25 protein-coding genes and 1 tRNA gene are annotated in these 25,215 nt (G+C 64.9%); 10 read left to right on the top strand and 16 right to left on the bottom strand.

The window, feature by feature from the left end; all coding sequences use genetic code 11:
- Positions 1–130: 130 nt before the first annotated feature.
- From ACTJI5_RS02060 to ACTJI5_RS02080, 5 genes are all read right to left on the bottom strand, one after another.
- Positions 131–1,048 (bottom strand): PAS domain-containing protein, encoded by a 918-nt coding sequence (locus tag ACTJI5_RS02060; RefSeq protein ID WP_440859222.1) that lies wholly within the window; start codon positions 1,046–1,048, stop codon positions 131–133.
- A gap of 96 nt (positions 1,049–1,144) precedes the next feature.
- Positions 1,145–2,773 carry a TadG family pilus assembly protein gene (locus ACTJI5_RS02065; protein WP_440859223.1) on the bottom strand — a complete coding sequence of 543 codons (1,629 nt, stop codon included), beginning with the start codon at positions 2,771–2,773 and terminating at the stop codon, positions 1,145–1,147.
- Between the two features lie 2 nt (positions 2,774–2,775).
- Positions 2,776–3,219, bottom strand: a complete 444-nt coding sequence (locus ACTJI5_RS02070; protein ID WP_440859224.1) for a TadE/TadG family type IV pilus assembly protein — start codon at positions 3,217–3,219, stop codon at positions 2,776–2,778.
- Positions 3,220–3,389: 170 nt separating this feature from the next.
- Positions 3,390–4,265 (bottom strand): glutathione-dependent disulfide-bond oxidoreductase, encoded by an 876-nt coding sequence (gene yghU, locus ACTJI5_RS02075; RefSeq protein ID WP_440859225.1) that lies wholly within the window; start codon positions 4,263–4,265, stop codon positions 3,390–3,392.
- Positions 4,266–4,339: 74 nt separating this feature from the next.
- On the bottom strand, positions 4,340–5,518 hold the full coding sequence (locus tag ACTJI5_RS02080) for a CaiB/BaiF CoA transferase family protein (protein ID WP_440859226.1): 1,179 nt from the start codon (positions 5,516–5,518) through the stop codon (positions 4,340–4,342).
- A gap of 141 nt (positions 5,519–5,659) precedes the next feature.
- Between ACTJI5_RS02080 and ACTJI5_RS02085 the strand changes: the two genes are divergently transcribed.
- Both ACTJI5_RS02085 and ACTJI5_RS02090 read left to right on the top strand, forming a co-directional pair.
- Positions 5,660–8,902 carry an amidohydrolase family protein gene (locus ACTJI5_RS02085; RefSeq protein ID WP_440859227.1) on the top strand — a complete coding sequence of 1,081 codons (3,243 nt, stop codon included), beginning with the start codon at positions 5,660–5,662 and terminating at the stop codon, positions 8,900–8,902.
- A 92-nt stretch (positions 8,903–8,994) separates the two neighbouring features.
- Positions 8,995–9,084, top strand: a tRNA-Ser gene (locus ACTJI5_RS02090).
- A gap of 63 nt (positions 9,085–9,147) precedes the next feature.
- Here ACTJI5_RS02090 and ACTJI5_RS02095 read toward each other — a convergent pair.
- Positions 9,148–9,771: a Yip1 family protein gene (locus tag ACTJI5_RS02095; RefSeq protein WP_440859228.1), complete on the bottom strand. Its 624-nt coding sequence runs from the start codon at positions 9,769–9,771 to the stop codon at positions 9,148–9,150.
- Between the two features lie 180 nt (positions 9,772–9,951).
- Here ACTJI5_RS02095 and hspQ point away from each other — a divergent pair, with 180 nt between their 5' ends.
- Positions 9,952–10,326, top strand: a complete 375-nt coding sequence (gene hspQ / locus ACTJI5_RS02100) for a heat shock protein HspQ (RefSeq protein WP_037515235.1) — start codon at positions 9,952–9,954, stop codon at positions 10,324–10,326.
- Positions 10,327–10,332: 6 nt separating this feature from the next.
- Here hspQ and ACTJI5_RS02105 read toward each other — a convergent pair whose 3' ends face one another.
- A complete protein-coding gene (locus tag ACTJI5_RS02105) occupies positions 10,333–11,205 on the bottom strand; it encodes an ABC transporter permease (RefSeq protein ID WP_440859229.1) in 873 nt (290 codons plus the stop codon).
- Between ACTJI5_RS02105 and ACTJI5_RS02110 the strand changes: the two genes are divergently transcribed.
- From ACTJI5_RS02110 to ACTJI5_RS02120, 3 genes are read left to right on the top strand one after another with little or no spacing between them, the layout of a single operon-like run.
- Positions 11,096–11,326, top strand: a complete 231-nt coding sequence (locus ACTJI5_RS02110; RefSeq protein ID WP_162248165.1) for a hypothetical protein — start codon at positions 11,096–11,098, stop codon at positions 11,324–11,326. The two genes, ACTJI5_RS02105 and ACTJI5_RS02110, sit on opposite strands and share 110 nt — an antisense overlap.
- A gap of 3 nt (positions 11,327–11,329) precedes the next feature.
- Positions 11,330–12,022 carry a GcrA family cell cycle regulator gene (locus tag ACTJI5_RS02115; protein ID WP_310253818.1) on the top strand — a complete coding sequence of 231 codons (693 nt, stop codon included), beginning with the start codon at positions 11,330–11,332 and terminating at the stop codon, positions 12,020–12,022.
- Positions 12,023–12,032: 10 nt separating this feature from the next.
- On the top strand, positions 12,033–12,431 hold the full coding sequence (locus ACTJI5_RS02120) for a PaaI family thioesterase (RefSeq protein ID WP_440859230.1): 399 nt from the start codon (positions 12,033–12,035) through the stop codon (positions 12,429–12,431).
- 54 nt (positions 12,432–12,485) lie between these two features.
- On the opposite strand, the gene ACTJI5_RS02125 is transcribed toward ACTJI5_RS02120, so the two are convergent.
- Positions 12,486–13,319: an outer membrane protein gene (locus tag ACTJI5_RS02125; protein WP_440859231.1), complete on the bottom strand. Its 834-nt coding sequence runs from the start codon at positions 13,317–13,319 to the stop codon at positions 12,486–12,488.
- A gap of 158 nt (positions 13,320–13,477) precedes the next feature.
- On the opposite strand from ACTJI5_RS02125, the gene parE reads away from it, so the two are divergent.
- The 3 genes from parE (at position 13,478) to ACTJI5_RS02140 (ending at position 17,296) form a co-directional block, all read left to right on the top strand.
- The gene (parE, locus tag ACTJI5_RS02130) at positions 13,478–15,457 is read left to right on the top strand and encodes a DNA topoisomerase IV subunit B (RefSeq protein WP_058538610.1); all 1,980 of its coding nucleotides are present in this window, start codon (positions 13,478–13,480) and stop codon (positions 15,455–15,457) included.
- An 80-nt stretch (positions 15,458–15,537) separates the two neighbouring features.
- Positions 15,538–15,960 (top strand): GFA family protein, encoded by a 423-nt coding sequence (locus ACTJI5_RS02135; RefSeq protein WP_440859232.1) that lies wholly within the window; start codon positions 15,538–15,540, stop codon positions 15,958–15,960.
- A gap of 43 nt (positions 15,961–16,003) precedes the next feature.
- Positions 16,004–17,296 (top strand): serine hydrolase, encoded by a 1,293-nt coding sequence (locus tag ACTJI5_RS02140; RefSeq protein ID WP_440859233.1) that lies wholly within the window; start codon positions 16,004–16,006, stop codon positions 17,294–17,296.
- A 1-nt stretch (position 17,297) separates the two neighbouring features.
- On the opposite strand, the gene ACTJI5_RS02145 is transcribed toward ACTJI5_RS02140, so the two are convergent.
- The 8 genes from ACTJI5_RS02145 to uvrC are packed head-to-tail and all read right to left on the bottom strand — an operon-like array spanning position 17,298 to position 24,425.
- Positions 17,298–17,780: a DUF417 family protein gene (locus ACTJI5_RS02145; RefSeq protein WP_440859234.1), complete on the bottom strand. Its 483-nt coding sequence runs from the start codon at positions 17,778–17,780 to the stop codon at positions 17,298–17,300.
- 57 nt (positions 17,781–17,837) lie between these two features.
- The gene (locus ACTJI5_RS02150; RefSeq protein ID WP_440859235.1) at positions 17,838–18,632 is read right to left on the bottom strand and encodes a LysR family transcriptional regulator; all 795 of its coding nucleotides are present in this window, start codon (positions 18,630–18,632) and stop codon (positions 17,838–17,840) included.
- Positions 18,629–19,030, bottom strand: coding sequence for a Co2+/Mg2+ efflux protein ApaG (gene apaG, locus ACTJI5_RS02155; RefSeq protein WP_440859282.1), 402 nt, complete (start codon positions 19,028–19,030; stop codon positions 18,629–18,631). The genes ACTJI5_RS02150 and apaG overlap by 4 nt, the downstream gene beginning before the upstream one ends.
- A 23-nt stretch (positions 19,031–19,053) precedes the next feature.
- Positions 19,054–20,262 (bottom strand): trans-sulfuration enzyme family protein, encoded by a 1,209-nt coding sequence (locus tag ACTJI5_RS02160; RefSeq protein ID WP_440859236.1) that lies wholly within the window; start codon positions 20,260–20,262, stop codon positions 19,054–19,056.
- A 5-nt stretch (positions 20,263–20,267) separates the two neighbouring features.
- Positions 20,268–21,314, bottom strand: coding sequence for a 3-isopropylmalate dehydrogenase (gene leuB / locus ACTJI5_RS02165; RefSeq protein ID WP_440859237.1), 1,047 nt, complete (start codon positions 21,312–21,314; stop codon positions 20,268–20,270).
- Positions 21,315–21,362: 48 nt separating this feature from the next.
- Positions 21,363–22,100: a DNA repair protein RecO gene (recO, locus tag ACTJI5_RS02170; RefSeq protein WP_440859238.1), complete on the bottom strand. Its 738-nt coding sequence runs from the start codon at positions 22,098–22,100 to the stop codon at positions 21,363–21,365.
- The gene (locus ACTJI5_RS02175) at positions 22,088–22,480 is read right to left on the bottom strand and encodes a PaaI family thioesterase (RefSeq protein WP_440859239.1); all 393 of its coding nucleotides are present in this window, start codon (positions 22,478–22,480) and stop codon (positions 22,088–22,090) included. Before ACTJI5_RS02175 ends, recO begins: the two co-directional genes overlap by 13 nt.
- 10 nt (positions 22,481–22,490) lie before the next feature.
- Positions 22,491–24,425 (bottom strand): excinuclease ABC subunit UvrC, encoded by a 1,935-nt coding sequence (uvrC, locus tag ACTJI5_RS02180; protein ID WP_440859240.1) that lies wholly within the window; start codon positions 24,423–24,425, stop codon positions 22,491–22,493.
- A 68-nt stretch (positions 24,426–24,493) separates the two neighbouring features.
- Here uvrC and ACTJI5_RS02185 point away from each other — a divergent pair, with 68 nt between their 5' ends.
- Positions 24,494–25,213 carry an SDR family oxidoreductase gene (locus tag ACTJI5_RS02185; RefSeq protein ID WP_058538408.1) on the top strand — a complete coding sequence of 240 codons (720 nt, stop codon included), beginning with the start codon at positions 24,494–24,496 and terminating at the stop codon, positions 25,211–25,213.
- Positions 25,214–25,215 lie beyond the last annotated feature (2 nt).

Raw genomic sequence — 25,215 nt, forward strand, 5'->3', positions numbered from 1 at the left:
GCTCACCTTTACGTAAACGGAAAGTTGTCGCTTGCAACCTTCCTTCCCCGATGATTGCGCTTAACATCCCGGCTTGTCCAGCATGCGCAGCCGCCCCCTTCAGCGCCGCTATCGAACGTGGAAGCTGGTTTCAGTGGCGCGTGACGAGCACCACCGCGCCGTCGCTGGCATAAGGCCCGCGAACCTCGGCTATCGTCAGGGTCACATCGACGACCGAACCGTCGCGCGTCACCATCTGCGAAGCGATGCGCGCGGACGTGCCCGACCGAAAAACCGATTCGAGCGCCTCAACGAACGCCGACCGCTGCCCAACCGCGAGCAGCGCCGAAAAGCGGACACGCCGGATCGCAGCCACATCGACTCCGAGCAGGTCGGTGAGCATGGCGTTCGCCGCCTCGACTGTTTCGCGCACCGAGATGCGGGCGTGGCCGATGCCGCCATCGATCTCGACGGCATCAAGCATCGCCTGCCGCATATCGCCGGCGGCAAAGCCCTCGATCGCGTCGCTGACATCGCGCAGGACGATCGCGCCGCCGACCGGCAGGGGGACAAGGTCGACGTGCAGCCATTGGCGAGGGCGCAATATGCCGGGGACGTCGCCCGAGAACCGCTCGCGATGGTCGAGCAGCCGATTGATGTGATGAAAGATCAGGCTGTCCTGAAGTCCAGGCACCGCGACCGTCAACTCCTCCCCGACCAGACCGGCGGCCGCGACCTCCAGCATATCGGACGCCGCGGGGTTGAGCGCGGCGACACGCCGTTGCCGGTCGATCAGGATCACGCCATCGCGGACCGATTCCACCAGACCGGCAAGCGAGGATTGCAATATGTCGGATGCCGCCGCGACCTCTCGCGCCACATCGCGGTCGAGACGGCGGTAGTCGTCGAGCGAAATAAGCACATGCGCATCCTTGCCGTGATGCGTCACGACGACGGGCTTGCGCGCCGACTGCAATCGCCAATTGGCAAAGCCGCGGATGAAATCGGCCGCCGATACGCGCTGTGGTTCCTGTGCCGTTGCCACCATATCCCCCTGAAAACCGGTCAATCCCTCGCCCCTATAGCGCGGCGTCGGCCTGCTTTCGGTCGGGAAGGGATCAATCGGCGGGCTGACATGTCCGGAACGGCGCCATTGCGCGGGAGATCAGACCAGCCGCGCTTTTCCGCAGCGCAGCGCGTTGACCCGCGTATCGGCCTGCCCGACATGAACCCCGAGCAGGCCGGTGAGGTCCGACAACACGGTGTCGAGCACCGGCGCAGCCAGCGCCACCGTCTCGCCGATCACCGTCGTCAGTGGCTTCAGGTTCAGGCCTAGCCCGAGGACGTTGACGTCGAGGTCCATCCGGTCCGAAAGCGATTTCGCGGCGCCCGCGACCAGGCCGGTGCTCGACACGGTCTTCACCTTGCCGTCGTCGATCTCGGCGCGCGAAAATGCGACCGGCTTCTCATTGAGGTCCGACAGGATGAGTTCGGCCTCCGCATCGACGCTGACGAGCGGCAAGGTGACGACGCGCGCCGGCGCCGGATCCAGCGGGCGCTTCATGTCCTGAAAATCGCTGTCGGGAACCGTCCCGATCGCCACCATCGCTGGGGAAGTCACGACGCCAAGCGACACCGCAGCGCTGCTGTTCGGCCGGCAGTCGATGTCGGTGATCCGCGCCGACGCCGACCCCAGTTCGGCGAGCACGGGAAGATGGACGCTGGCGAGCGGCGTCGCGACGCGCGTGTCGATTTTCAGCCGCACCTGCGCAGTGCGGACGACGACATCATTGGTGTCGGTCACCGCGATCAGCGGCGAGCCCACCGGCGGCTCGCCAATCATGAGCGCGATATTGACCCCCGATCCGCCCGGCAGGCTGCCCGCCAGCGACAGGTCGACCTGCCGGTTCGCATTGCCGAGCAGCAGCATCGTGCGCAGCAGGCCGAGCGCGTTGACCTTTACCGGGTTCGCCGCATCGACCCGGATGCTCGACGACCGCGGGCCGAGGTCGATCGCACGCGACGGTAGCAGGGTGCGCGGCAGCGCGCGATCCGCGATATGCTCGAGCGCGGTCGCCGCCTGCCCGTCCGACGCGCTGGCGAGCGCCGCCACGACCTGCGGCAACGTCGCCTGCGCGTCGAGCGTCTGGCCAAAGGTCAGCACGTCGGCGTTGAGTTCGGTCCGCAGCGCATCCGAAAAGGCGAGCAGGTCGATGTCGGTGCTGGCGAGCGCGTTATAGTCCATCACCGACAGGTTGACCTGGCTGCCGGTGAGGCTCGAGATCAGCGCATTGGGAAGGCCGCCATTCACCGCCGCGACGCGCGACCCGAGCGAAAAGGCCGCATAACCGCGCCGCGCGCCGGTCGCGGTCGCTCGAATGATGCTATCCTGCCGGCCCGTCAGAAAGCTGCCGAAGAATAGCGGGCGATCGCGCGTCAGCATTATGCGCACGGCGTTCGGCGACGCACCGCCGCCCGTAAAGCGCTGTTCGGCCTGGATCGACGGATCGGCGGTGTAAGTGCCGGGGTCGAGCACCGCGATACGGATGCCGCAATCGCAATTGGCGGCGATGATCCGCTCCGCCGCCGCGCGCTCCTCGCCGGGCCGCCCCGCCGCCGCCATCGCCGCAGCATCGGCGATGCCCTGCAATTTGCGGCGGTCGAGATAGAGCGAGCCGAGATCGACCGCAAATGCCGCCGACCCGATCAGCATCGTCATGCCGAACGCCGTCGTGATGCTGATGCTGGCGCCGCGGTGGCGGACAATACGGCGAAGAAGGGACAGGATCGCCATGATCAATCGACCGGCAATTCGAACGTCGCGCGGGCACGGATGACGTTGCCCGGCGACGGAACGAAGCTCGATCGCAAGAGGCTGTCCTGCGGCACGGTGAAGGTCACAGCGACGGTGATCGCCTCGGTCGTTTCGGATACGGCGACACTGTGCGTGCCGTCGACCGCCTGCAGGCTGCGGCCGACCGCGCGCGATGCGACCGCGCTGCGGTCGGCCGCGTCGAGACCGATGATCGACGCGCGGGCGCCGTCGTTCGCCGCCTGCTGCACGTTATGCGCGAGCATGAAATATTGGCCATAGACCAGCACGCCCATCAGCAACGCGAGGAGCAGCGGCAGCACCAGCGCCATTTCGACGATGGCGGCGCCACGCTCCCCGCGTGCCAGGGTAAGACCCGTCAGGGCGATTTTGCGGACGCGCCGCGAAAGTCGGATGGAACCTGTCATGCCGGCAGAATGGCCGCCCGCAAATGAAAGCGGCGTCGAGAGAGCCCGACGCCGCTTTTGCGCATTTTACAGAATTTGGCTGCTCCAGAACCAGGCAGACTTGGTGGCGCGCTGCCTATCGTTGAAGAACCGCTAATTTCGGCGCGGCGCCTCCAAACGAATAATGTGAATTATTCGGCGGCCTCCAGCTTGTCCTGCGTGCGCAATTCAAAGTCCGACGCGTCGTGCCGCTCGCGCAGCTGGCTCGCCGGATCGCCCGTCACGCGGTTGACCATCCGCCCGCGCTTGACCGCCGGGCGCACCGCGATCTGGTCGGTCCAGCGCTGGACATTCTTATAGTCATCGACCTGCAGGAATTCGCCGGCGTCATAGACGAGCCCCTTGGCGAGCGCGCCATACCAAGGCCAGATCGCCATATCGGCAATCGTGTAGTCGGCACCCGCGATATATTCGCTTTCCGCGAGGCGGCGATCGAGCACGTCCATCTGGCGCTTGACCTCCATCGCATAGCGATTGATCGGATATTCCTGCTTCGTCGGCGCATAGGCATAGAAATGGCCGAAGCCGCCGCCGAGGAAGGGCGTGCTGCCCATCTGCCACATCAGCCACGACAGCGCCTCGGCACGCTTCGCGGTTTCGGTCGGCAGGAAGGCGCCGAATTTCTCGGCGAGATGGATCAGGATCGCGCCAGATTCGAACACGCGGATCGGCTCGGCGCCGCTGCGGTCGACGAGCACCGGGATCTTGCTGTTCGGATTGGCCGCGACATAACCGCTCGAAAACTGGTCACCTTCACCGATATTGATGAGCCATGCGTCATATTCGGCGCCGCCATGTCCCGCCGCGAGCAGTTCCTCGAGCATCACGGTGACCTTCACGCCATTGGGCGTGCCGAGCGAATAGAGCTGTAAGGGGTGCTTGCCGATCGGCAGCTCCTTGTCGTGCGTCGGACCGGCGACCGGGCGGTTGATATTGGCGAAACGCCCGCCGCTTTCCTTGTCCCAGGTCCAGATTTTCGGCGGCACATATTCGCTGGTATCGGTCATGGAGAACTCCTGGGCTTATTTTTGTACTGACCGGTAACTTAAGCGGCGATTGCCGTTTGTCTACCCTCCCCGGCTCAAATAATGTTTGCGGCGCGCAAAGCCGAAATGGCTTCGGCGTCATATCCGAGCTCGGCGAGGATCGCGTCGCTATGCTCGCCGACCTGCGGCGCACGCTGCGGATCGGCCTTGTCGCTGTCCGAAAGGCGGATCGGCGCGCGGATGACCGGCACCGCGCCAGCCGCGCCCGGATAATCGACCGGCTCGACCAAGGCCATCGCCGCTACCTGCGGCTGCGCGAGCGCTTCACCCGCCCGCAGCACCGGCGCCGCGGGCACCCGTCCGGAGGCCAGTTCAGCGATCGCCTCCTCGCTCGTCCGCTCGATGCACCAGCGCTGCATGATCGCGCTCAGCTCCGCACCATTGTCGCCGCGCAAAATGTCGCTCGCATACAGCGGATCGTCCACCAATTCGGGCCGTCCGACCAGTTCGCACCAGCGCGCGAAGATGGGCGCGCCGACAATCTGGGTAAGGATCCATCCATCGCGCGTACGGAACACATCGGTCGGTCCCGAACTGAAGGCGCGGTTGCCGATCGGCTGGCGATCGATGCCGTTCAGCGCATGATCGATCGTCAGCGCGTTCGACATCGCAAGCGCGGTGCCGAGCAGCGATCCCGATATGCACTGCCCCTTGCCCGTCGCCTCGCGTTCGCGCAGCGCGAGCATCACGCCAAACGCGCAGTGGAGCGCGGTTCCGAAATCGACATAATTGACCTGCGCGCGATAGGGCTGGTCCGGCGTGCCAGTGAGGTGCACCGTCCCCGACATCGCCTGCCCCACCGCGTCGAACCCGACGCGGCTCGCGAGTGGCCCCTCGCTGCCGAATGCCGATGCGGTCGCAAGGATAATGCGCGGGTTTATCGCTGCCAGGCTGTCGTAATCGAGCCCGAGTTTTACGAGGGCATCGTGCGGCAGGTTCGCGATCACGACATCGGCGGTTTCGACCAACCGGCGGACGATCTCCTGCCCCTCCGGACTTCCGGGCTTCAGCGTCAGGCAGCGTTTGGCGCGGTTCATTTGCATGAACATCGCGCCCGACCCATCTTCGGCGACCGGCACTGAATAGCGATCGTCATTGCCCCCCGGCGCCTCGATGCGGATGACATCGGCGCCATAATCGGCGAGCAACGCCGCGCAATAGGGGCCGGCGATATAGCGGCCGAAATCCAGTACCTTGATTCCCTTGAGCGGCACGCTTTGCTCTCCCAATCCCGTTCTTTCGACCGGGCTAGCAGCCGCTTGTCGACCCTGCCAGCTCCTTCGTCGAAAGCTGCCGCTTGCATGTTCGCGGGCGAACCATATGGTCGGCACATAATTTCAAACGGGGATAATTTCATGGCGCGCTTCGCTCTCGCCCTCGCGGCGACTTTGGCTTGTTCAACCTCGGTCTGGGCGCAGAGCGCGCCCGCCTCTCCTCCCGCCGCCGACGCGAAACCCGACAAATGGGACGTCAACGCGCCCCCCGGCCTCGCAACGCGCAAGGTCCAGCTGTCGGTCGACGAGGGCAGCTGGATGAACGTCGACGTCGCGCCCGACGGCCGGACGATCGCGTTCGACATGCTCGGCGACATTTATACGATGCCGATCGAGGGCGGGACGCCGACGCGGATCGCCGAGGGGCTCGCCTATGAGCATCAGCCGCGTTTCTCGCCCGACGGTAAGCGTATCGCCTTCGTCTCCGACCGCGCGGGCGGCGACAATATCTGGCTGATGAACCGCGACGGCAGCGACAAAAAGCAGATCTCGAAGGAAGATTTCCGCCTGCTCAACCAGCCGAGCTGGTCGCCCGACGGCCAGTTCATCGTCGCCAAGAAGCATTTCACGACGGGCCGCTCGCTCGGTACCGGCGAGGTGTGGATGTACCATGTCTCGGGCGGCGCCGGCGTGCCGCTGGTCAAGAAGCCGAACGAACGCCACCAGAAGGAACTCGGCGAGCCGATTTTCGCCGCCGATGGCAAGAGTGTCTTCTACACGCGCAACGTCACCCCGGGTCCGATCTTCGAATATGCGCAGGACAGCAACACCGACCTCTTCCACATCGAACGCTACAATCTTGAGGATGGCAAGGTCAGCACTGCGGCGTCGGGACCCGGCGGCGCGGTGCGCCCGACCCCCTCGCCCGACGGCAAGCGCCTTGCCTTCGTGCGCCGCGAAGGAACGCAGTCAAAGCTCTATGTGAAGGACCTCGCCTCGGGCGCCGAGAAGAAGGTCTATGACGTGCTCGACCAGGATGTGCAGGAAACCTGGGCGGTCACCGGCGTCTACCCGAATATGGCGTGGACCCCCGATAGCCGCGACATCGTCTTCTGGGCCGGCGGCCAGCTCCGCCGCGTCAGCGGTGCCGGCGGCGACGCGCGGATCATCCCGTTCAGCGTCAACGACGACCGCACGATCGTCGATGCGACGCACCCGGCGGTGGAAGTCGCGCCCGACAGTTTCGCGACCAAAATGCCGCGCTGGGCCGAAGTGTCGCCCGACGGGCGCAGCATCGTGTTCGAAACGCTCGGCAAGCTGTGGGTCAAGCCCGCGACCGGCGGCAGCGCACGGCGGCTGACCGCGGCGAAGGACGACGCAATGGAGCTGTGGCCGAGCTGGTCGCGCGACGGCAAATCGCTCGTCTTCGTGCGCTGGACCGACGGCGGCATGGGCGAAATTCATGTCGTTGGCGCGGGCGGGGGCGCCTCGCGCAAGCTGACCACCTCCCCCGGCCATTATGCCGAACCGCGTTTCTCGCCCGACGGCAAGACAATCGTATTCGAACGGCGCGGCAGCGGCGGGCTGACCTCGGCGCGCTGGAGCGAGGATCCAGGCGTCTATCGCATCGCCGCGGGCGGCGGGGCGGCCGAGCGGATCAGCAGCGACGGCGCCAAACCGCAGTTCGCGTCGACCAGCGACCGCGTCTTCATGGTCACGGCGGGCGACGGCAAAAGCCAGCTCGTCAGCACCGACATGAGCGGCCAGGACAAGCGCGTCCACGCCAATGGCGAACTCGTCAGCGACTATGAAATCTCGCCCGACGGCCGCACGCTGGCGTTCCGGCAGAACTACGACGCCTATGTCACCCCGCTGATGCCCGGCGGGCAGGATGTATCGCTCGGCACCAAGAGCGGCGCGCTGCCCGTCACGCGAGTGAGCGGCAGCGGCGCCGAATATATGAACTGGTCCGACGGCGGCCGCCGGCTGCACTGGAGTCGCGGCGCGACCTTGTTCAGCGCCGACCTCGCCAGCCTCTTCACGAACGCCCCCGCCGACGAAAAGGCACCGAAGTTCACCCCGCCGACCGACGGCATATCGCTGTCGATGACGCAGGCGGCATCGAAGCATAAGGGCATCGTCGTCATCACCGGCGCCAAGATCGTGACGATGGCCGACAAGGACGGCGGCGTGATCGAGAATGGCGCGATCGTCATCGACGGCGACCGCATCACCGCGGTCGGCCCCGCAGGCGCGATCACCGTTCCCGCGGGCGCGGTGACCGTCGACGCAACGGGCAAGACGATCGTCCCCGGCTTCGTCGACGCGCACGCGCACGGCTCGCACGGCGACGACGAGTTGGTGCCGCAGCAGAACTGGTCGGAGATCGTCAATCTCGCGATGGGCACGACGACGAGCCACAACCCCTCGTCGCGCGCGTCGGAAATCTTCGTCTCGTCCGAAATGCAGCGTGCGGGGCTGATCCTCGCGCCGCGTATCTTTTCGACCGGCGAGGTCATCTATGGCGCCAAGGCATCGGGGGTTTATGCCGAGATCAACGGCTATGACGACGCGCTCGCGCATGTTCGCCGCCTGAAGGCGCAAGGCGCGCACAGCGTCAAAAACTACAACCAGCCGCGCCGCGACCAGCGGCAGATGGTCGTGAAGGCGGCGCAGGTCGAGGGTCTGACGGTGGTGCCCGAGGGCGGATCGCTGTTCACGCAGGACGTCACGTTAATCCAGGACGGCAACTCGACCGTCGAGCACAACATCCCGCTCCATATCTTCTACAAGGATCTGGTGCAGCTGTGGGGGCAGACGCAGGTCGACTATACCCCGACGCTCGTCGTGACCTATGGCGGCCCCGCTGGCGACCCCTATTGGCGCGCGCGCACCAATGTGTGGGAGCATCCGATCCTGTCACGCCACGCGCCGCCGACCGAGCTTGCGGCAAACAACAAGCGCCGCGTGATCGCGCCTGAGGGCGACTATGTCGATGATGATTCGGCGCGTGAGGCGGGCAAGATCGCTGCGGCGGGCCGCATGGTGTCGATCGGCGCCCATGGTCAGCAATCGGGGCTCGGGGCGCATTGGGAAATCTGGTCGTTCGTACGCGGCGGGTGGAGCAACATCGACGCGCTGCGCGCCGCGACGATCATGCCTGCGACCTCGCTGGGCTATGCGAAGGATGTGGGATCGCTCGAGGCGGGCAAGCTCGCCGATCTGCTGATTCTCGACGCCGATCCGACCGAAAATATCCGCAATACCGAGCAAATCCATCGCGTGATGCTCGGCGGGCGGCTCTACGATCCGCTGACGATGAACGAGGTCGACACGGGGACGCGCAAGCGCCAGCCCTATTGGTGGGAAGCCGACAAACCCTGAGCGATCCTTATAATCCCGCGGCGGGCCGTAATTTTGTGACGAGAGGGTTGCAAGACGTTCGGACCGCCGCTAGGGGCGTCTCCTCTCAGCGAGGAGAGTTGGCTGAGTGGTCGAAAGCGTCGCACTCGAAATGCGAAGTGCCGGCAACGGTACCGAGGGTTCGAATCCCTCACTCTCCTCCATTTTTCTACAATTTGACCACAGCAAGCAGCCCCGGCGCATCACCGGGGCCGCTCGCGTGCGCGTTACCTTATGGTAGCGAATGATGGCGCGGCGAGCGCCGCGACGACAGCGCCAACGATCAGGAACAGCACAATATAGACGATAATCACGACCACCGTGTAGCCGAGCGCCTTGTCCTGCGGCACCTTCATCAGCACCGGCAGGCCGAGATACAGCAGATAAAGCCCGTAAAGCGCGAACAAGAGGCCGATGACGGCGAGCGCGGGCAGGATCCCGAAAATACCGCCGACCCAGCCGGCGGTCGCCGAATAGGCCGCGACCTTCAGCGCCTGGACCTGATCCTTTTGCCCGCCGAAGTTCGGTGCGAGCCCGTCGATGACCAGCGCGAGGATGAAGATCGTCGCCAGCGACAGTCCGTAAGAGACGATCGCCGACACCAGCGCACCCACCAGCGGTGGATGATAGGTCACACCGAGCATGGTGAACCCGAAAACCTGCCCGCCGATGAACCCGGCGAGCGGGCCGATCGCCGCCAGTACAAGCACATAGGGCACATAGATCGATTGCACCGTCGCCGGCTCGGCGGCGATGACCGGCCAGGTCTCTTTCGGCTTGAGAAGGATGTCCTTCGCGCGCTGGATAATGCCCGAAGCCGGGCCGGAGATATTGGGTGGTAAGTCCGTCATAATGCGTCTCCCCTGATCGTGCGGCCCACAACCCGAATGGGATATGCAGAAGCCAGAAGAGCACTTTAGCCCGCATCGCCAATGCATCTGTAACGCTGATCACAGCCCGATTCGGCAAACCACAGCCGAATTGGAATGTAACGGACTTGAAACGTGCGTAAACTGCCATAGATTGATCCTATGACGCCCGAATCCACTTCCGAACTTCCCGCCACCGTTACTGCACCGCTGATCGGTCGCGCGCGTTTCGCGCCGGGCGATATCGTGCGCCATCGGATGTTCGACTTTCGCGGCGTCGTATTCGACATCGACCCGGTCTTTGCGAACAGCGACGAATGGTATGAAGCGATCCCCGAGGATATCCGCCCGGCGAAAGAGCAGCCCTATTACCATCTGCTCGCCGAGAACGGCGATTCTTCGTACATCGCCTATGTCAGCCAGCAGAATCTGGTCGCCGACGGCGACAGCGGACCGATCGACCATCCACAGATCGACGCGATGTTCGAGGGGCTGGAACGCGGCCGCTACCGCGTCCGCGCCATCCATCGCCACTAAGAGCGATCAGGCTTTCAATTTCCATCCCGAGGCAAGCAGGCGATAGGTCAGCAGGCCCAGTCCGATATTGACCCCGACCAGCACCAGCACCGCAGTCAGCACAGGGTTGGCGATCGTCGAATCGACCGTGCCGATGAAACCGTAGCGAAAGCCCATGATCGCATAATAGACCGGGTTGCCGTGCGCGATCGTCTGGAACCATGGCGCGAGCTTGTCGACCGAGTAAAAGGTGCCGGACAGCAGCGCGAGCGGGGTGACCACGAAATTGGTCACCGCGGCGGCATGATCGAACTTCTCGGCCCAAACCGAGGTGATGAGGCCGAGGAACCCGAGCATCGAAGCGCCAAGCACGCCAAAAACCGCGACCGCCCAAAGATGATCGGGCACGACATGCACACCGGGCCACAGCAGCATCGCGAGCCACAGCGCCAGGCCGACGAGGATCGAGCGCGTGATCGCGGCGCCAACCAGCGCGATGATCAATTCGCCCACGGCGAGCGGCGGCATCAGATAATCGACGATCGTCCCCTGGATCTTGCCGACGAGCAGCGAAAAGCTCGAATTGGCGAAGCTGTTCTGCAGCATCGCCATCATGATGAGGCCGGGCGCGATGAAATCGGCGAAGGGAACCCCGATGACCGTCCGCCCCGCCCCGCCCAGCGCGACGGTGAAAATGACGAGGAACAGGAGCGTGGTAATCGCGGGGGCCCAGATTGTTTGCAGCTGGACCTTGAAAAACCGCCGCACCTCCTTGACATATAGCGCGTGCATGCCGGGCACGTTCAGCGTTCGAATATGGGGAACGCCGGGTTCGGCAAAACTTGGAGTCGCGGCGGAATTTGTCGAGTCGGGGCGCGAAATTTGGGGCTGGTCGTTCATGGCGTTCTCGCCTATCGCCTCCCCGATCTTACCGCAAGCTGGGCAACGACTGAATGCCGGTCCCGAAAGGATCGACAACGCGGATCGCCTGACCGCCCGCAGCGTGAATGATGAGGAATAGATTATGTCATGGACCGACGAGCGCATCGAAAGCCTGCGCACCATGTGGGAAAAAGGGCTGACCGCCAGCCAGATCGCCGACGAACTCGGCGGGGTGAGCCGCAACGCGGTGATCGGTAAGGCGCATCGCCTCGGCCTGAAATCGCGCCCCTCGCCCGTCAAGGCGACCGAGAAAGCGAAGCCGGTCAAGGTGGCAGCGCCCGCCACGCCGAAACCCGCCGCCCCCGTTTCCGCGCCGCGTGCTGCCGCACCGGTGGCGCCGCGCCCGGTGGCACCTGCCCCGAAACTCGATGCCAAGCCGGCCGTCGACACGCCGAACGCCGACGGCGGATTGGGTGATCCGACGCCGAAGGCCGACGCACCGCGCATCGTCTCGATCGGTCCCGGCGGTTTCATCCGCCAGGGACCCGGCGATCAGCAGGCGCCGATTCCGCCCGCGCCGCCGCGCCGGCTGGTGCCCGCCAAGCCGAGCCCCGAGATCGCCGACAAGACGACCTTGCTCGACCTCAACGACCGCATCTGCCGCTGGCCGATGGGGCATCCGGGCGAACCCGACTTCCATTTCTGCGGTGAAGCCGTGAACCCCGGTTTCCCCTATTGCGTCGAGCATTGCGGCCGCGCCTATCAGGCACAGCTGCCGCGCGGCACGCGCCGCCCGCCCCCGCCCCCGCCATTCGGTGGTCCCCGGGTTCGTTAAGGCGCGTCCGGTGAGGCCGTTCGGCCAGGATTTCCAGTTCGCACGCGCGCTCGGCCTGCAAATGGTCGAGCGCGGCGACGGGCGTTGTACGATGGCGATCGACATCGAACGCGAACGCCATTTCAACCCGAACGGCGTCGCGCACGGCGGCGTTGCCTATTCGCTCGCTGATACCACCATGGGCGGCGCGCTGATGAGTTTGCTCGAAGACGGGCTGGTCTGCGCGACGCTGGAGATCAAATTCAACTATCATGTCGGCGTGCGCGAAGGCCGGCTGACGTGCGAAGCGACCGTCCTTCATCAGGGCAAGCGCATCGCCAATATCGACGCGCGACTCTATCAGGACGGCCGCCTCGTCAGCAGCGCGAACGGCAATTTCGCGATTTTCGCGGCGCCAGCGGCCCGATAGGCGAAAGGCGCCGGGTCCTTCGACCCGACGCCTCCCGTTCCCGCTCCCAAGAGGTCAGAAGCGGTAACTGATGCTCCCGCGGACACTGTGCGTCCGGAAGTGCGAGCCACTGCGCTGGATATCGGTGCCCCCGCCGTTCAGCAGGAAAGGATTGGTCGGCGGCGCGGTGCCCGGCCCGACGTTCACTCGGTAGTCATTGTCCTTCACGTCGGAATAGAGATATTCCAGTCCGACCGCGATCTTGTTGGTGAGCATCAGCTCGGCGCCGCCGCCGGCGGCGTAGCCCCAGGCGTGCGTCTTGCCATTGTCGGCAAAGCTGTTCGCGGTGTTCGAGGTCACGAACTTGTTGTCGAGGCGCGCGTAAGCCGGGCCGCCGGTGACATAGAAGAGCGCGCCGCCGCCGGGCGTGTAGCCGGCGCGGACGCGCAGGCTGCCTTGATAGTCGGCCTCGCGGCTCATCGTATAGCTCGCGGGCGTGGTCGAAAAGCCGCTGACGCTGTCGCGCGCGACGCTGCGACCGCCTTCCAGAAGCGCGCCGACAACGAAATTACCCATGCGCTGGTCGAGGCCGATGCGGCCAAAGAATTCGGGGCCATCCTTGTCGTTGGGGCAGCCGAGGTTCGCGGTGCCCGTCGCGGCGCCGTTACAAAATCCCGGCGAAAAGGCGTTGGCGCCGCCCGACGTCGTCACCTGGTCGCCATAGGTGCCGTCACGGTTGGTGTCGAAGACGAGCGTTTCGCCGCGGTCGTTGCCCTGAAGCGTGCCGCCGCCACCGATGCTGATATAGGGTCCGTTGAAATCCTGCGAGGTGTCGCGGCCTTCCTGCGCCATCGCGGGCATCGCGATAGCGGTGGCCGCAAGCGCGGTGAGGAGAGAGAGGTTTTTCATTTTTTACTCCACTTTTTGAACGACTTTGCAGTCGGCATCCCAACCCTTCGCATCCGACCAAGGTTCCCTCTTGCCTCGAAAATGGGGTGAACCGGGCTGCGCACTGTCGCCGAAAAGCGCCCTTGCCAGCCGCCTTGGCAGCCCCCTATAGCTGCGTCATGAGTCACGATTTGTTCGACGCCGCGACCCCCGCCACCGACAGCTATAACGCTTCGCAGATCGAGGTGCTGGAAGGGCTCGAACCCGTCCGCCGGCGTCCCGGCATGTATATCGGCGGCACCGACGAGCGCGCGCTGCACCACCTTGCCGCCGAAGTCATCGACAACAGCATGGACGAAGCGGTTGCGGGCCACGCGACGCGGATCGAGATCGAGCTCGACGTCGGCAACCGGCTAACCGTCGTCGACAACGGCCGCGGCATGCCGGTCGACCCACACCCCAAATTTCCCGGCAAGTCGGCGCTCGAGGTCATCATGACCATGCTCCACTCGGGCGGCAAGTTCGAGGGCAAGGCTTACGCGACTTCGGGCGGCCTGCACGGCGTCGGGGTCAGCGTCGTCAACGCGCTATCCGTCGATACCGAAATCGAAGTGGCGCGAAGCAAGCAGCTCTATCGCCAGCGCTTTTCGCGCGGCACGCCGCTCGGCGGGCTTGAGGAGCTCGGCCCGACGCCGAACCGGCGCGGGACCAGTGTCAGTTTCGTCCCCGACCCCGAGATTTTCGGCGATCACGGACGGTTCAAGCCGCAGCGCCTGTATCGCATGGCGCGCTCGAAAGCCTATTTGTTCGCCGGGGTCGAAATCCGTTGGAAATGCGCGCCCGAGCTGATCGGCGACGACACCCCTGCCGAGGCGGTGTTCCAGTTTCCCGGCGGGCTTGCCGATCATCTCAAAGAACAGATCGGCACACGCGAATGCGCGACCGCCGAACCTTTCGTCGGACGCCAGGATTTCCCGGGCGACCAGGGCCGTGCCGAATGGGCAATCGCCTGGCCGCTCTGGTCCGATGGATCGTATAGCTGGTATTGCAACACCATCCCGACCCCCGCCGGCGGAACGCATGAAGCGGGTCTGCGCTCGGCGCTGACCAAGGGTTTGCGGGCCTTTGGCGAGTTGATCGGGCAGAAAAAGGCGGCACAGATCACCGCCGAAGACGTTTTCAACGGCGGCGAGATGATGCTCTCGGTCTTCATTCGCGATCCGCAGTTCCAGAGCCAGACCAAGGATCGCCTCTCGAGCCCCGAAGCCGCGCGCTTCACCGAAAATGCCGTGCGCGACCATTTCGACCATTTCCTGTCGGACAATATGGACCGCGGCCGCGCGCTCCTCGGTCTCGTTCTCGATCGGATGGACGAGCGACTGAAACGCAAGGCCGAGCGTGAAGTCAAACGCAAGACCGCAACCAGCGGCCGCAAGCTGCGCCTGCCCGGCAAGCTCACGGACTGTGCGAACGACGGTCCCGAAGGCACGGAATTATTTATCGTCGAAGGCGACAGCGCCGGCGGCAGCGCCAAGCAGGCGCGCGACCGCAAGACGCAGGCGATCCTGCCGATCCGCGGCAAGATCCTTAACGTCGCGAGCGCCAGCAACGACAAGATCCGCGCTAATCAGGAAATCGCCGACCTCGCGCTCGCGCTCGGCTGCGGGATGCGCAAGGATTGCGACGCCGACCGGCTGCGCTACGAAAAAATCGTGATTATGACCGACGCCGACGTCGACGGCGCGCATATCGCGACGTTGCTGATGACCTTCTTTTTCCAGGAAATGCCCGACATCGTGCGCCGCGGCCACGTCTATCTGGCGCAGCCGCCGCTCTATCGCATCACCTCGGGCAACACCTCGGTCTATGCGCGCGACGATGCGCACCGCGCCGAGATCGAGGCGACACAGTTCAAGGGCAAGAAGGTCGACGTCGGGCGTTTCAAGGGTCTCGGCGAAATGAACCCGAACCAGCTCAAGGAAACGACGATGGATCCCGCGACGCGTTCGATGCTGCGCGTGACGCTGCCGCAGGAATATGAAGAGCGGCATTTGGTCAAGGACCTGGTCGACCGGCTGATGGGCAAGCACCCCGAACACCGTTTCCAGTTCATCCAGGCCAATGCCGCGACGCTCGACGAGGCGGCCATCGACGCCTGATTTTGAGCTTTGACCGATAACTTCCTGCGTTCGGGGAGGATTTACGAGCGGGCGCGGGCAGAAATTGGAGAAGGGCGCTGGTGAGCAAGCGATACAGCGGCGGATGCCTGTGCGGTAGCATTCGGTTCGAAGCAGCGGGAGCCGCCGCCAAACCCCATACTTGTTCGTGTAAAATATGTCAGCGGCACACGGGGGCACTGACCACGGCCTGGGTCGAATTCCCTACCGACGAAATAAGCTGGACCGGTCCCGGAGGGCCGCCTTCCACTTGGCGATCATCGGATTTTTCCAGCCGGACCTTCTGCCCGACCTGCGGGAGCAGCTTGGGCGCGATCGATGACGAACCGATTGTCGCCTTGCTTATCGGGGTGTTCGACAAGCCGGACGACAAGGCGTTGATGCCGATTTCGCACGCCTTTCGCGACTGCCGCCCCAAATGGTGGTGTGCTGACGTAAAAGCCGCGCTTCCCCAAAACGACCCGTCCGCCGGGGCGCTGGATTGAGGAGAAGGCCTTGATATCCGTCTTCAATAGGCTCGCCCTCGCAATGCTTGCGGCCGCCCTGCCCGCTTCCACCACGCTGGCCCAATCGCCCGAAACGACCGCGCCGGCTCCGGCTACCGCCTTCGACCGTCGCGCTGCCCAACTGGTCGATCTCCTCGCCGGCAGGATCGCCTTTGCTGACTATTTCGACCCGTCATTCCAGAAGGCCGTCCCCGAAGCTCAGTTCAAGACGTTCATCGCCGACCTGATTGCGCAATATGGAAAGCCGGTCGCCATCGACAGCGCTACCCCGACCAGCGGCCGTTCGGGAACGGTCCTGCTTCGCTTCGAAAGGGGCGTCGCAACCGTTCTGCTGGACGTCGGCGTAGCGGCCGGCGAGCGCGTCACCGGGCTGCGCGTCACCGGCGTCACCGTGGCCAACGACAGCTTCGACAAGGTCGCGGCCGAAATCGCCGCGCTGCCAGGGCAAACGGGTTTCCTCGTCGCCGAACTGGGTGACGCCGGCGTCCGGCCCCTTGCCTCCGCGAACCCCGACCGGCAGTTCGCGGTCGGATCGACGATCAAGCTCTATATCCTCGACGAACTCGCGGCGCAGGTTGCCACGGGCAAGCGCAAATGGTCCGACGTCGTGCCTCTGTCGCATTTCAGCTTTTCATCGGCGGGGACCGCGAACTGGCCCGCCGATACGCCCGTGACGCTGCAGACGCTCGCCAACTGGATGATCTCGGTCAGCGACAATGGTGCGACCGACACGCTGATCCACCTGCTTGGCCGCGCGCCAATCGAAGCGCGGATGAAGGATGCGGGGCACAGCGATCCGTCGCGCAACATCCCGCTGCTCACGACGGTCGAAGCCTTTGCTCTCAAGGGAAATAATTTCAATGATTTGCGTCCCGTATTTATCAAGGGCGACGATGCCGCGCAGCGGAAGCTGATCGAGAGCAACCAGAACCGCCTCACCCTCGCCAATGTCGACGGGATCAGTTTCACCGATGGCCCGCGTTTCATCGACAGCCTCGAATGGTTCGCCAGCCCAAACGATATCGCACGGCTGATGGTTGACCTACGCGCACGCCAGTCGAGAACCCTGCTCGCCGCGATGGCGATCAACAATGGCGTCGGTCCGGTCGCTGCGGCCGACTGGACATATCTCGGTTACAAGGGCGGGTCGGAAAATGGCGTTTTGTCGATGAGCCTGCTCGGGCAGCGCAAATCGGACGGAAAATGGTTCGTCGTCACCGCGAGCTGGAACAACCCCGATGCCAATGTCGACACCGGCCCTTTGGTCGGGTTCGTCACACGCCTGCTCGCGCTGGCCGCGAAAACCGCTTCCTGAGTCAGGCCGCCGGCCGGGCGTGCGGCGTTTCCCGCAATGCATGACCGGCGTGAAGCGCCAGTGCCAGACAGGCGGCAAGCAGGACGGCGTCCTTGAACAGGAATTGCGCGGTCGACCCCATGAACGGAAAACCATAGCCTTCCTCCCACAAGGTCGCCCCAAAACTGAAGCTGAGCGTGATGAGAAAAGTCGCCATACCCATTAGACCGCCAAGCAGGCCCGCACGATGCGACCATGCGCCCAGCGCGATCAGCGCGCCGGTCGACAATTCGATCGTCCCGATCACATTGCTCGTCCCCTGAACGCCGATCAGCGGGTACATCCAGGCGAACAGCGGATAGTGCATCGCCGTACGCGCGACGCCTTCGGCTTCATAAGCCGCAAATTTGGCGATTCCGAATAAGGCGAAGATGAAGACCATCGACCAGCGAAGAGCGCCGACGGCGAAAGTCTGGGCCGGCAGCTTGTCCAGAATTTTGTACATGAGTCCCCCTGAATGACTGTTGCGGGGGTATTCGTGCGCGATCCCGGTTCGGTTACATCAGGCGGCGGTCAGCGCCGCGACCAGCGCCTTGACCTTCGCTTGCCGCCATTGCGGGGTTGGGGCAACGAGCCAGTAACCGCGCTTTACCGCCACCGTTTCGCCCACCTGCCGGACGCGTCCCGTCGCGATATCGGCCTCCGCGAGCATCGCAGGGACATTCGCCTGTCCGAGTCCGTTGGCGGCCGCGTCGATCGCGAGCCCGGCGTCGCCGAGGCGCAGCGCGGGTTCGCCGTCGGCCACCGGGCAGCCCGGCCACGCGATGCGTGTGTCGCTGGTGCTCCCGGGGCCGGTGACGGTGACCATCGACGCGTCGGCGAGCGCCACGCCTTCATGTTCGCCCGCACCGTCGGTCCAGAAGATCGCGAGATCGAGGTTCGCTTCGGTGAAATCGATGCCGCTGTCGGCCGATACCAATGTGAAGCGCACATCGGGCGCCTGCTGGCTGTAACGCGCAAGTCGGGGCGCGAGCCATTTGGCGGTGAGGTCGCGCGGCGCGGCGATCGTCAGCGACTGCGACGATTGCCCCGCCTGCATCGCGCGCACCGACTCTTCGAATTGCAGGAAGCCCTGCCGCAGCGCGTCGAGCCCGGCATCGGCCTCGCCCGTGAGCTCCAGCCCCTTCGGCGTTCGGCGGAACAGCACGACGCCCAGCATATCCTCGAGCGCACGGATCTGCTGTCCGACCGCGGCGGGGGTCACTGCCAGTTCGTCAGCGGCGCGCGTGAAGCTCAGGTGCCGGGCAGCGGCGTCGAACACGCGCAGGGCGTTCAGGGGCAGATGCGTGCGTTTCATGACGCGGTCGCAGGCGCCACGAGCGGGAAATGCGGGATGGCGACGAGCAATTGCGATCCGTCGCCGAGTTCCATCGCATAACTCCCCACCATCGACCCTTCGGGGGTCGGCAGCGGGCAGCCCGAGACATAATCGTACGCGCCGCCGGGCAGGATCAACGGCTGCTCGCCGACGACGCCCTCGCCCTCGACTTCGCTGATCTGGCCGCGTCCGTCGCTGATCCGCCAGTGACGGCTGATCAACTGCACCGCGCCCTCGCCATGATTTTCGACACGCACATGATAGGCCCAGAACCAGCGGCCGAGCGCCGGATGCGATTGTTCGGGCAAATAGCTGACCGCCACGCGCACGGTGATCGACCCGGTGGTCGCCGCAAAGGGGAAAAAGGAGTCGATCATCGTGCTCATGGCGCCAGCGTCGCTCAAAGCCCGACCTTGGTCAATGCCTGGTCCAGATCGACGATCACGTCGCGCGGATCTTCGAGCCCGATATTGATGCGCAGCATACCCTCGACGACTCCCATGTCGATACGCGCTTCTTCGCTCACGCCATAATGCGTCGTCGACCAGGGATGGCAGCAGAGGCTGCGCGAATCGCCGATATTGTTGCTGATGTCGACGAGTTCGAGCGCGTTGAGGAACGCCATCGCCTGCTCGCGGCCGCCGTCGAGCACGAAGGAGAAGATCGGGCCGCACGCGCTCGATTGGCTCATCGCCAGATTATGCTGCGGATGGCTCGCGAGCCCCGGATGGAGCATCCGCGCAACGCGGCCTTCGATCGCCTTGCCGACCGCGAGCGCATTTTCCGACTGGCGCCGCGCGCGCAGGTCGAGCGTCTCGAGCCCCTTCAGCACCACCCAGGCGTTGAACGGCGACAGATTCGGCCCCGTGTTGCGCTGGAACGGCAGCAGCACATCGTTGATAAATTTCTCGGTCCCGCACACCGCGCCGGCGAGGACGCGCCCCTGTCCCTCCATCAGCTTCGTCGCCGAATAAGCGACGACATCGGCGCCGAAATCCATCGGGCGCTGGAGCACCGCGGTGGCAAAGGCATTGTCGACCACAGTCGTGATGCCATGCGCCTTCGCAAGGCCGCACACATGCTTCATGTCGACGATGTCCATCGTCGGATTGGCCGGGGTTTCGAAGAAAAAGACCTTGGTGTTCGGCTTGATCGCCTTTTCCCACGCGTCATTGTCGCGGCCATCGACGACGGTCGTCTCGATGCCGAAGCGCGGACAGAGATGGTCGACGAGCCAGCGACACGACCCGAAGGCGGCCTTCGCGGCAACGATATGGTCGCCCGCCGAGAGCTGGCAGAGCAAGGCGGTCGTCATCGCGGCCATGCCGGTCGCCTGCGTGCGGCACGCTTCGGCGCCTTCCATCAGCGCGATACGCTCTTCGAGCATCGCAACGGTCGGGTTCTGGAGGCGCGAATAGGTCATGCCCTGTTCTTCGCCGGCAAAGCGCGCCGCGACTTCCTCGGCGCTGTCATAGGTATAGCCCGAGGTGAGGAAGAGCGCTTCCGACGTCTCGCCATGCTCGCTGCGCCAGGTGCCGCCGCGCACCGCCTGCGTCGCGGGATGCCAGCCCTTTGTTTTGCTGCGGTCGAAACCCGTCGTTTTTTTCATCTTATCTATCCGTTCAAAGCCGAAACAACCGCATCGCCCAATGCCGCCGTTCCCATATTGCCCCCCAGATCCGCACCGCGGCACCCATCCGCCAGCACCTTTGCGACCGCCGCCTCGATCCGCACCGCGCTCGCCTCGTCGCCGACCGAATGGCGCAGCAGCATCGCGAGCGACAGGATCATCGCCAGCGGGTTGGCAACGCCCTTGCCCGCGATGTCGGGCGCGCTGCCGTGGATCGGCTCGTACAACCCCAGCTTGCCGTCGCTGAGCGATGCCGAGGCGAGCAGCCCGATCGACCCGACGCACATCGACGCCTGATCGGACAGGATGTCGCCAAAGAGGTTGCCGGTGACGACGACGTCGAACTGGCCGGGGTTGCGCACGAGCTGCATTGCGGCGTTATCGACATACATATGGGTCAGCGCCACGTCGGGGTAATCGGCGGCGACCTCGATTACCACATCACGCCAAAGCTGCGAGGTTTCGAGCACATTCGCCTTGTCGACCGAGCACAGCCGCTTTTGACGACCCTGCGCCGCGCGGAACGCGACATGCGCAATCCGGCGCACTTCGCTCTCGCTGTACGACATGACGTCATAACCTTCGCGCTGCCCGTCCGCGGTCGTGCGTGTGCCCTTTTCGCCGAAATAAACGTCGCCGTTGAGCTCGCGGACGATCAGCAGGTCGATTGCCGACGCGACCTCGGGGCGCAGCGCCGAACTGTCTTCGAGTCCCGCAAACAGCTTGGCGGGGCGCAAATTGGCGAACAGGCCGAGTTCGGCGCGCAGGCCGAGGATCGCCTGTTCGGGGCGCAGATGGCGTTCGACATTGTCGAAACGCGGATCGCCGACGGCACCGAACAAGAGCGCATCGGCGGCTTTCGCCTTCGCCAGCGTTTCGGGGGGCAGCGGGTGGCCGGTCGCTTCATACGCCGCGCCGCCGACAAGCGCGCGGTCGAGCGTCACCGGCAATGCGAGCGCGGCAAGGACCTTCTCGGCCTCCACCATGATTTCCGGACCGATACCATCGCCAGCCAGCAGCAGGATTTTCAACGTGTCGCCCTTTCGTGTCTCGCCAGCCGCTTAGACAGCGGCGGCGCGTCACGCAACCGCCCTGCCCAGCCGGTCGACCAATCTTTCCCTTACGGTCAGCAAGTCGCGGTTGCGCCCGTCGAGAATGTCGCGGTCGAGGAAGTGGCCGGTAATAATCAGGCCGTCGAGGACATCGGCCATCGGCGGGCTCGCATCATGGCCCCGCAGAAACGGCGGCAGGCGGAACAGCCGTTCTTCATAACCCGCCGCAGCGCCGGCGCTCACCGCGCCGCCCGATTTGGGGCTGATGAAAGCGAGACTGTCGGGCGAGCCCGTCACGACGCATTCCTCCAGGTTCAGCCCAAAGCCCTGTTCAGCGAGGAGCAGCAACTCGTAGCGCGCCAGCGCCGCAGCCCATTGCCGCGCCGAAGAGGCCACGCCAATCGCGTCCAGAACGGCCGACAGAGCCGAGTAGAGCGCCGGATAAGGTTGGTTTTCGGGTAGAGTCGACGCAGTGAGGCTCGTCACCCAGTCGATCGCCGCCGACGCCAACGGCTCGGCGAGCAAAGGCGCGCGACTTTCCAGAAGCTCCACGGTTGCACCGCCAAGCTGTTCCTCGGTACGCGCGCGCAATTCGAGCGCGATCAGATTGCCGGGCATGAGGATCGGCCGCAGCCGCCGCGAGCGTCCGCCGCGCACATAGCCCGCGATCAGCCCCGCTTCCTCGGTCAGCGCGCGCAGAATCGCGCCATGCTCGCCATGCGCGCGGACCGCGCAGACGATGGCATCGGCGGTCAGGCTGGCCAAAGCACCATCTGCGTCTGCGTCACCAGCGCGACTTCGGCGCCATCCTCGGTGCGGATGCGTGTCTGCCACACCGACAGGCGCTTGCCGATCTTCACCGGGGCGGCCTCGCCGATCAGCACCGATCCGACCGGCCCGGCGCCGAGGAAATTGGTTTTGCTCTCGATCGTCGTCGTGCCGTTGGCGCCCTCGGGCAAGGTCAGGAAGGCCCCAACGGCGCCGAGGCAGTCAGCAAAGGCCATGATCGCTCCGCCATGAACGATCCCGCCCGCGGTGCAGATTTCGGCGCGGACCGGGAGCTTGCCTGCGATACGATCCTTGCTGCCTTCATGAATCGTGACGCCCAGCGTTCCCGCAAGCGGCATGGCTGCTGCAAAATCCATAATACTCCCCTCACCGTCCCGAATGATAGAAATCATGCACCGCCTGCGCGACCGCGGCGCTGACCCCCGGCGCTTTCTGCAAATCCTCAAGGCTAGCGCCGCGCACCGCGCGCGCGGTGCCGAAATGCATCAGCAGCGCCTTCTTGCGCGACGGTCCGATCCCCGGAACCTCGTCGAGCGGCGATGCCCCCATCGCCTTCGACCGCTTCGCCCGGTGTGCGCCAATCGCGAAGCGGTGCGCCTCGTCACGCAGCCGCTGGATATAGAAAAGCACCGCATTATTCGGCGGCAGCGTGAATTCGCGGCCGTCGGGGTGATAGAAGGTCTCACGCCCGGCGTTGCGGTCGGGACCCTTGGCGACCCCGATGTACGTCAGATCGTCGATACCAAGCTCGGCAAGCACCGCGCCCGCCGCCGACACCTGCCCCTTGCCTCCGTCGATCAGCACCAGGTCGGGCCATTCGCCCTTGGTGCGCTCGGGATCCTCCTCGATCGCGCGCGCGAAACGGCGCTCGAACACCTCGCGCATCATTGCGAAATCGTCGCCCGGCTGCGTCTCGGCGCGCTTGATGTTGAACTTGCGATAGGCGCCCTTGATCCAGCCTTCGGGACCCGCGACGACCATCGCGCCCAGCGCATTGGTGCCCTGGATATGGCTGTTGTCGTAAATTTCGATGCGCCGCGGCGGGTTTTCGAGATCGAAGAGCTCGGCGAGCTCGCGTCCGAGTTTCGCCTGGCTGCTGCTCTCTGCGAGCCGGCGGTCGAGTTCCTCGCCCGCGTTGCGCACCGCCTGTTCGAGCAACCGGCGACGATTGCCGCGCTGCGGTACACTGATCTCGATCTTGCGGCTGCCGCTCTCCCCCAATGCCTCGGCAAGCAGCGCGCATTCCTCGGGCTCGCGGTCGACGAGGATCAGCTTCGGCGGCGGCACGCCTTCGTAGAATTGCATCAGAAAGCTCGCCATCACCTCGGCCTCGGGTACCCCCGATACATGCGCCGGAAAGAAGCTGCGATGCCCCCAATTCTGCCCGCCACGGATGAAGAAGCCCGCGATGCACAGTTGCCCGCCCTTCGCCGCGAGCGCGAACACGTCGGCGTCGCCGAGCCCGTCAGCGTGGACCGACTGGCTCCCCTGGATGAAGGTCAGCGATTTCAGCCGGTCGCGCAGCACCGCCGCCTGCTCATAATCCATCGCCTCGGCCGCCTGCGTCATCGCCGCCCCCAGCCGTTTCTGGACTGCGGTCGAGCGGCCCTCGAGGAAATCCTGCGCGTCGCTCACCAGCCCGGCATAATCCTCCTTCGAGATGCGGTCGACGCACGGCGCGCTGCACCGCTTGATCTGGTAGAGCAGGCACGGGCGCGACCGGTTGGCGAAAAAGCTGTCGGTGCAGCTGCGCAGCAGGAAGGTTTTCTGCAGCGCATTGAGCGTCTGGTGGACCGAGCCGGCACTGGCGAACGGGCCATAATAGCGCCCCTTCGCGCGCCGCGCACCGCGATGCTTCTGCACGCGCGGGAAAGCGTGATCGGTGCGCAGAAGGATGAAGGGAAAGCTTTTGTCGTCGCGCAGCAGCACATTGTACGGCGGGCGGTACCGCTTGATCAGTTGCGCCTCGAGCAGCAGCGCCTCGGCCTCGCTCGTCGTCGTGACGATCTCCATCGCGCGCGTCTGTGACACCATGCGCTGCAACCGCTGCGGCAGCCGCGCGACCTGCGTGTAATTGGTCACGCGGTTCTTCAGCGCCCGCGCCTTGCCTACGTACAGCACGTCGCCGCGCGCATCGAGCATCCGGTACACGCCCGGGCGCGTCGGCAATTTGCGCACGACGCTGCGGATCGCCTCGGCGCCGCGTTCGAGGTCGGGCTGGTCGCCCTCGCCGTCGCCGCCGCGGATGACATAGGTCGCTTTTTCTTCGTTGAATCGGTCGGGAGCGTTCGGGCGAGCCATGATTTTGCATGTAGGCGATGGCGGTGCGACCCGCCATAGTGCGCGAGGTAAAACATAGGAGGGGTCTTATGGAACTACGTGGAAAGCTCGCGCTGGTGACCGGCGGCAGCGACGGCATTGGGCGCGAGATTGCGCTGCAACTGCAGGGTGCGGGCGCCAACGTCATCGTCACGGGCCGCTCGGCCGACAAATTGCAGGCGATGGCGGCGCTTGGTTTCGGCACGATCGCGGGCGATTTGTCGACCTCCGCGGGCATCGATGCGGTCGTAAGCGGTGTGGCGGGCAAGCCGCTCGCACTGCTCGTCAACAACGCCGGCGTCGGCAGCGAATATGAACTCGACGATGCCGCGACGTTGGAGAATGCGGCGCATTGCATCCGCACCAATCTCGACGCGCCGATCGCGCTCTGCACCCGGCTGCTGCCGGGGCTGCGCGCCCAGCCCGAGGCTACCATCGTCAACGTCACCTCGGGCCTCGCGATCGCGCCGCGCGCCGGCGGGTCGATCTATTGCGCGACCAAGGCTGGGCTGCGCAGCTACACGCAGGCGATCCGGTATCTGCTGAAGGACAGTAATGTCCGCGTGATCGAGGCACTGCCTCCTGTGGTCGAGACCAACATGACCGCGGGCCGCGGCGGCAGGAAGATGCGTGCACACGACTGCGCCGCCGAGATCGTGCGCGGCATTCGTACCGGCAAAAGCGAGGTCGATGCGGGGATGGTGAAGATGTTGCGGCTCGTGCACAGCATCTCGCCCGCGCTGGCGCGGCGCATCATGATCCAGTTCTGAGG

Origin of the sequence: Sphingopyxis sp. 22461, assembly GCF_052044915.1 — a bacterium.
Classification (GTDB): domain Bacteria; phylum Pseudomonadota; class Alphaproteobacteria; order Sphingomonadales; family Sphingomonadaceae; genus Sphingopyxis.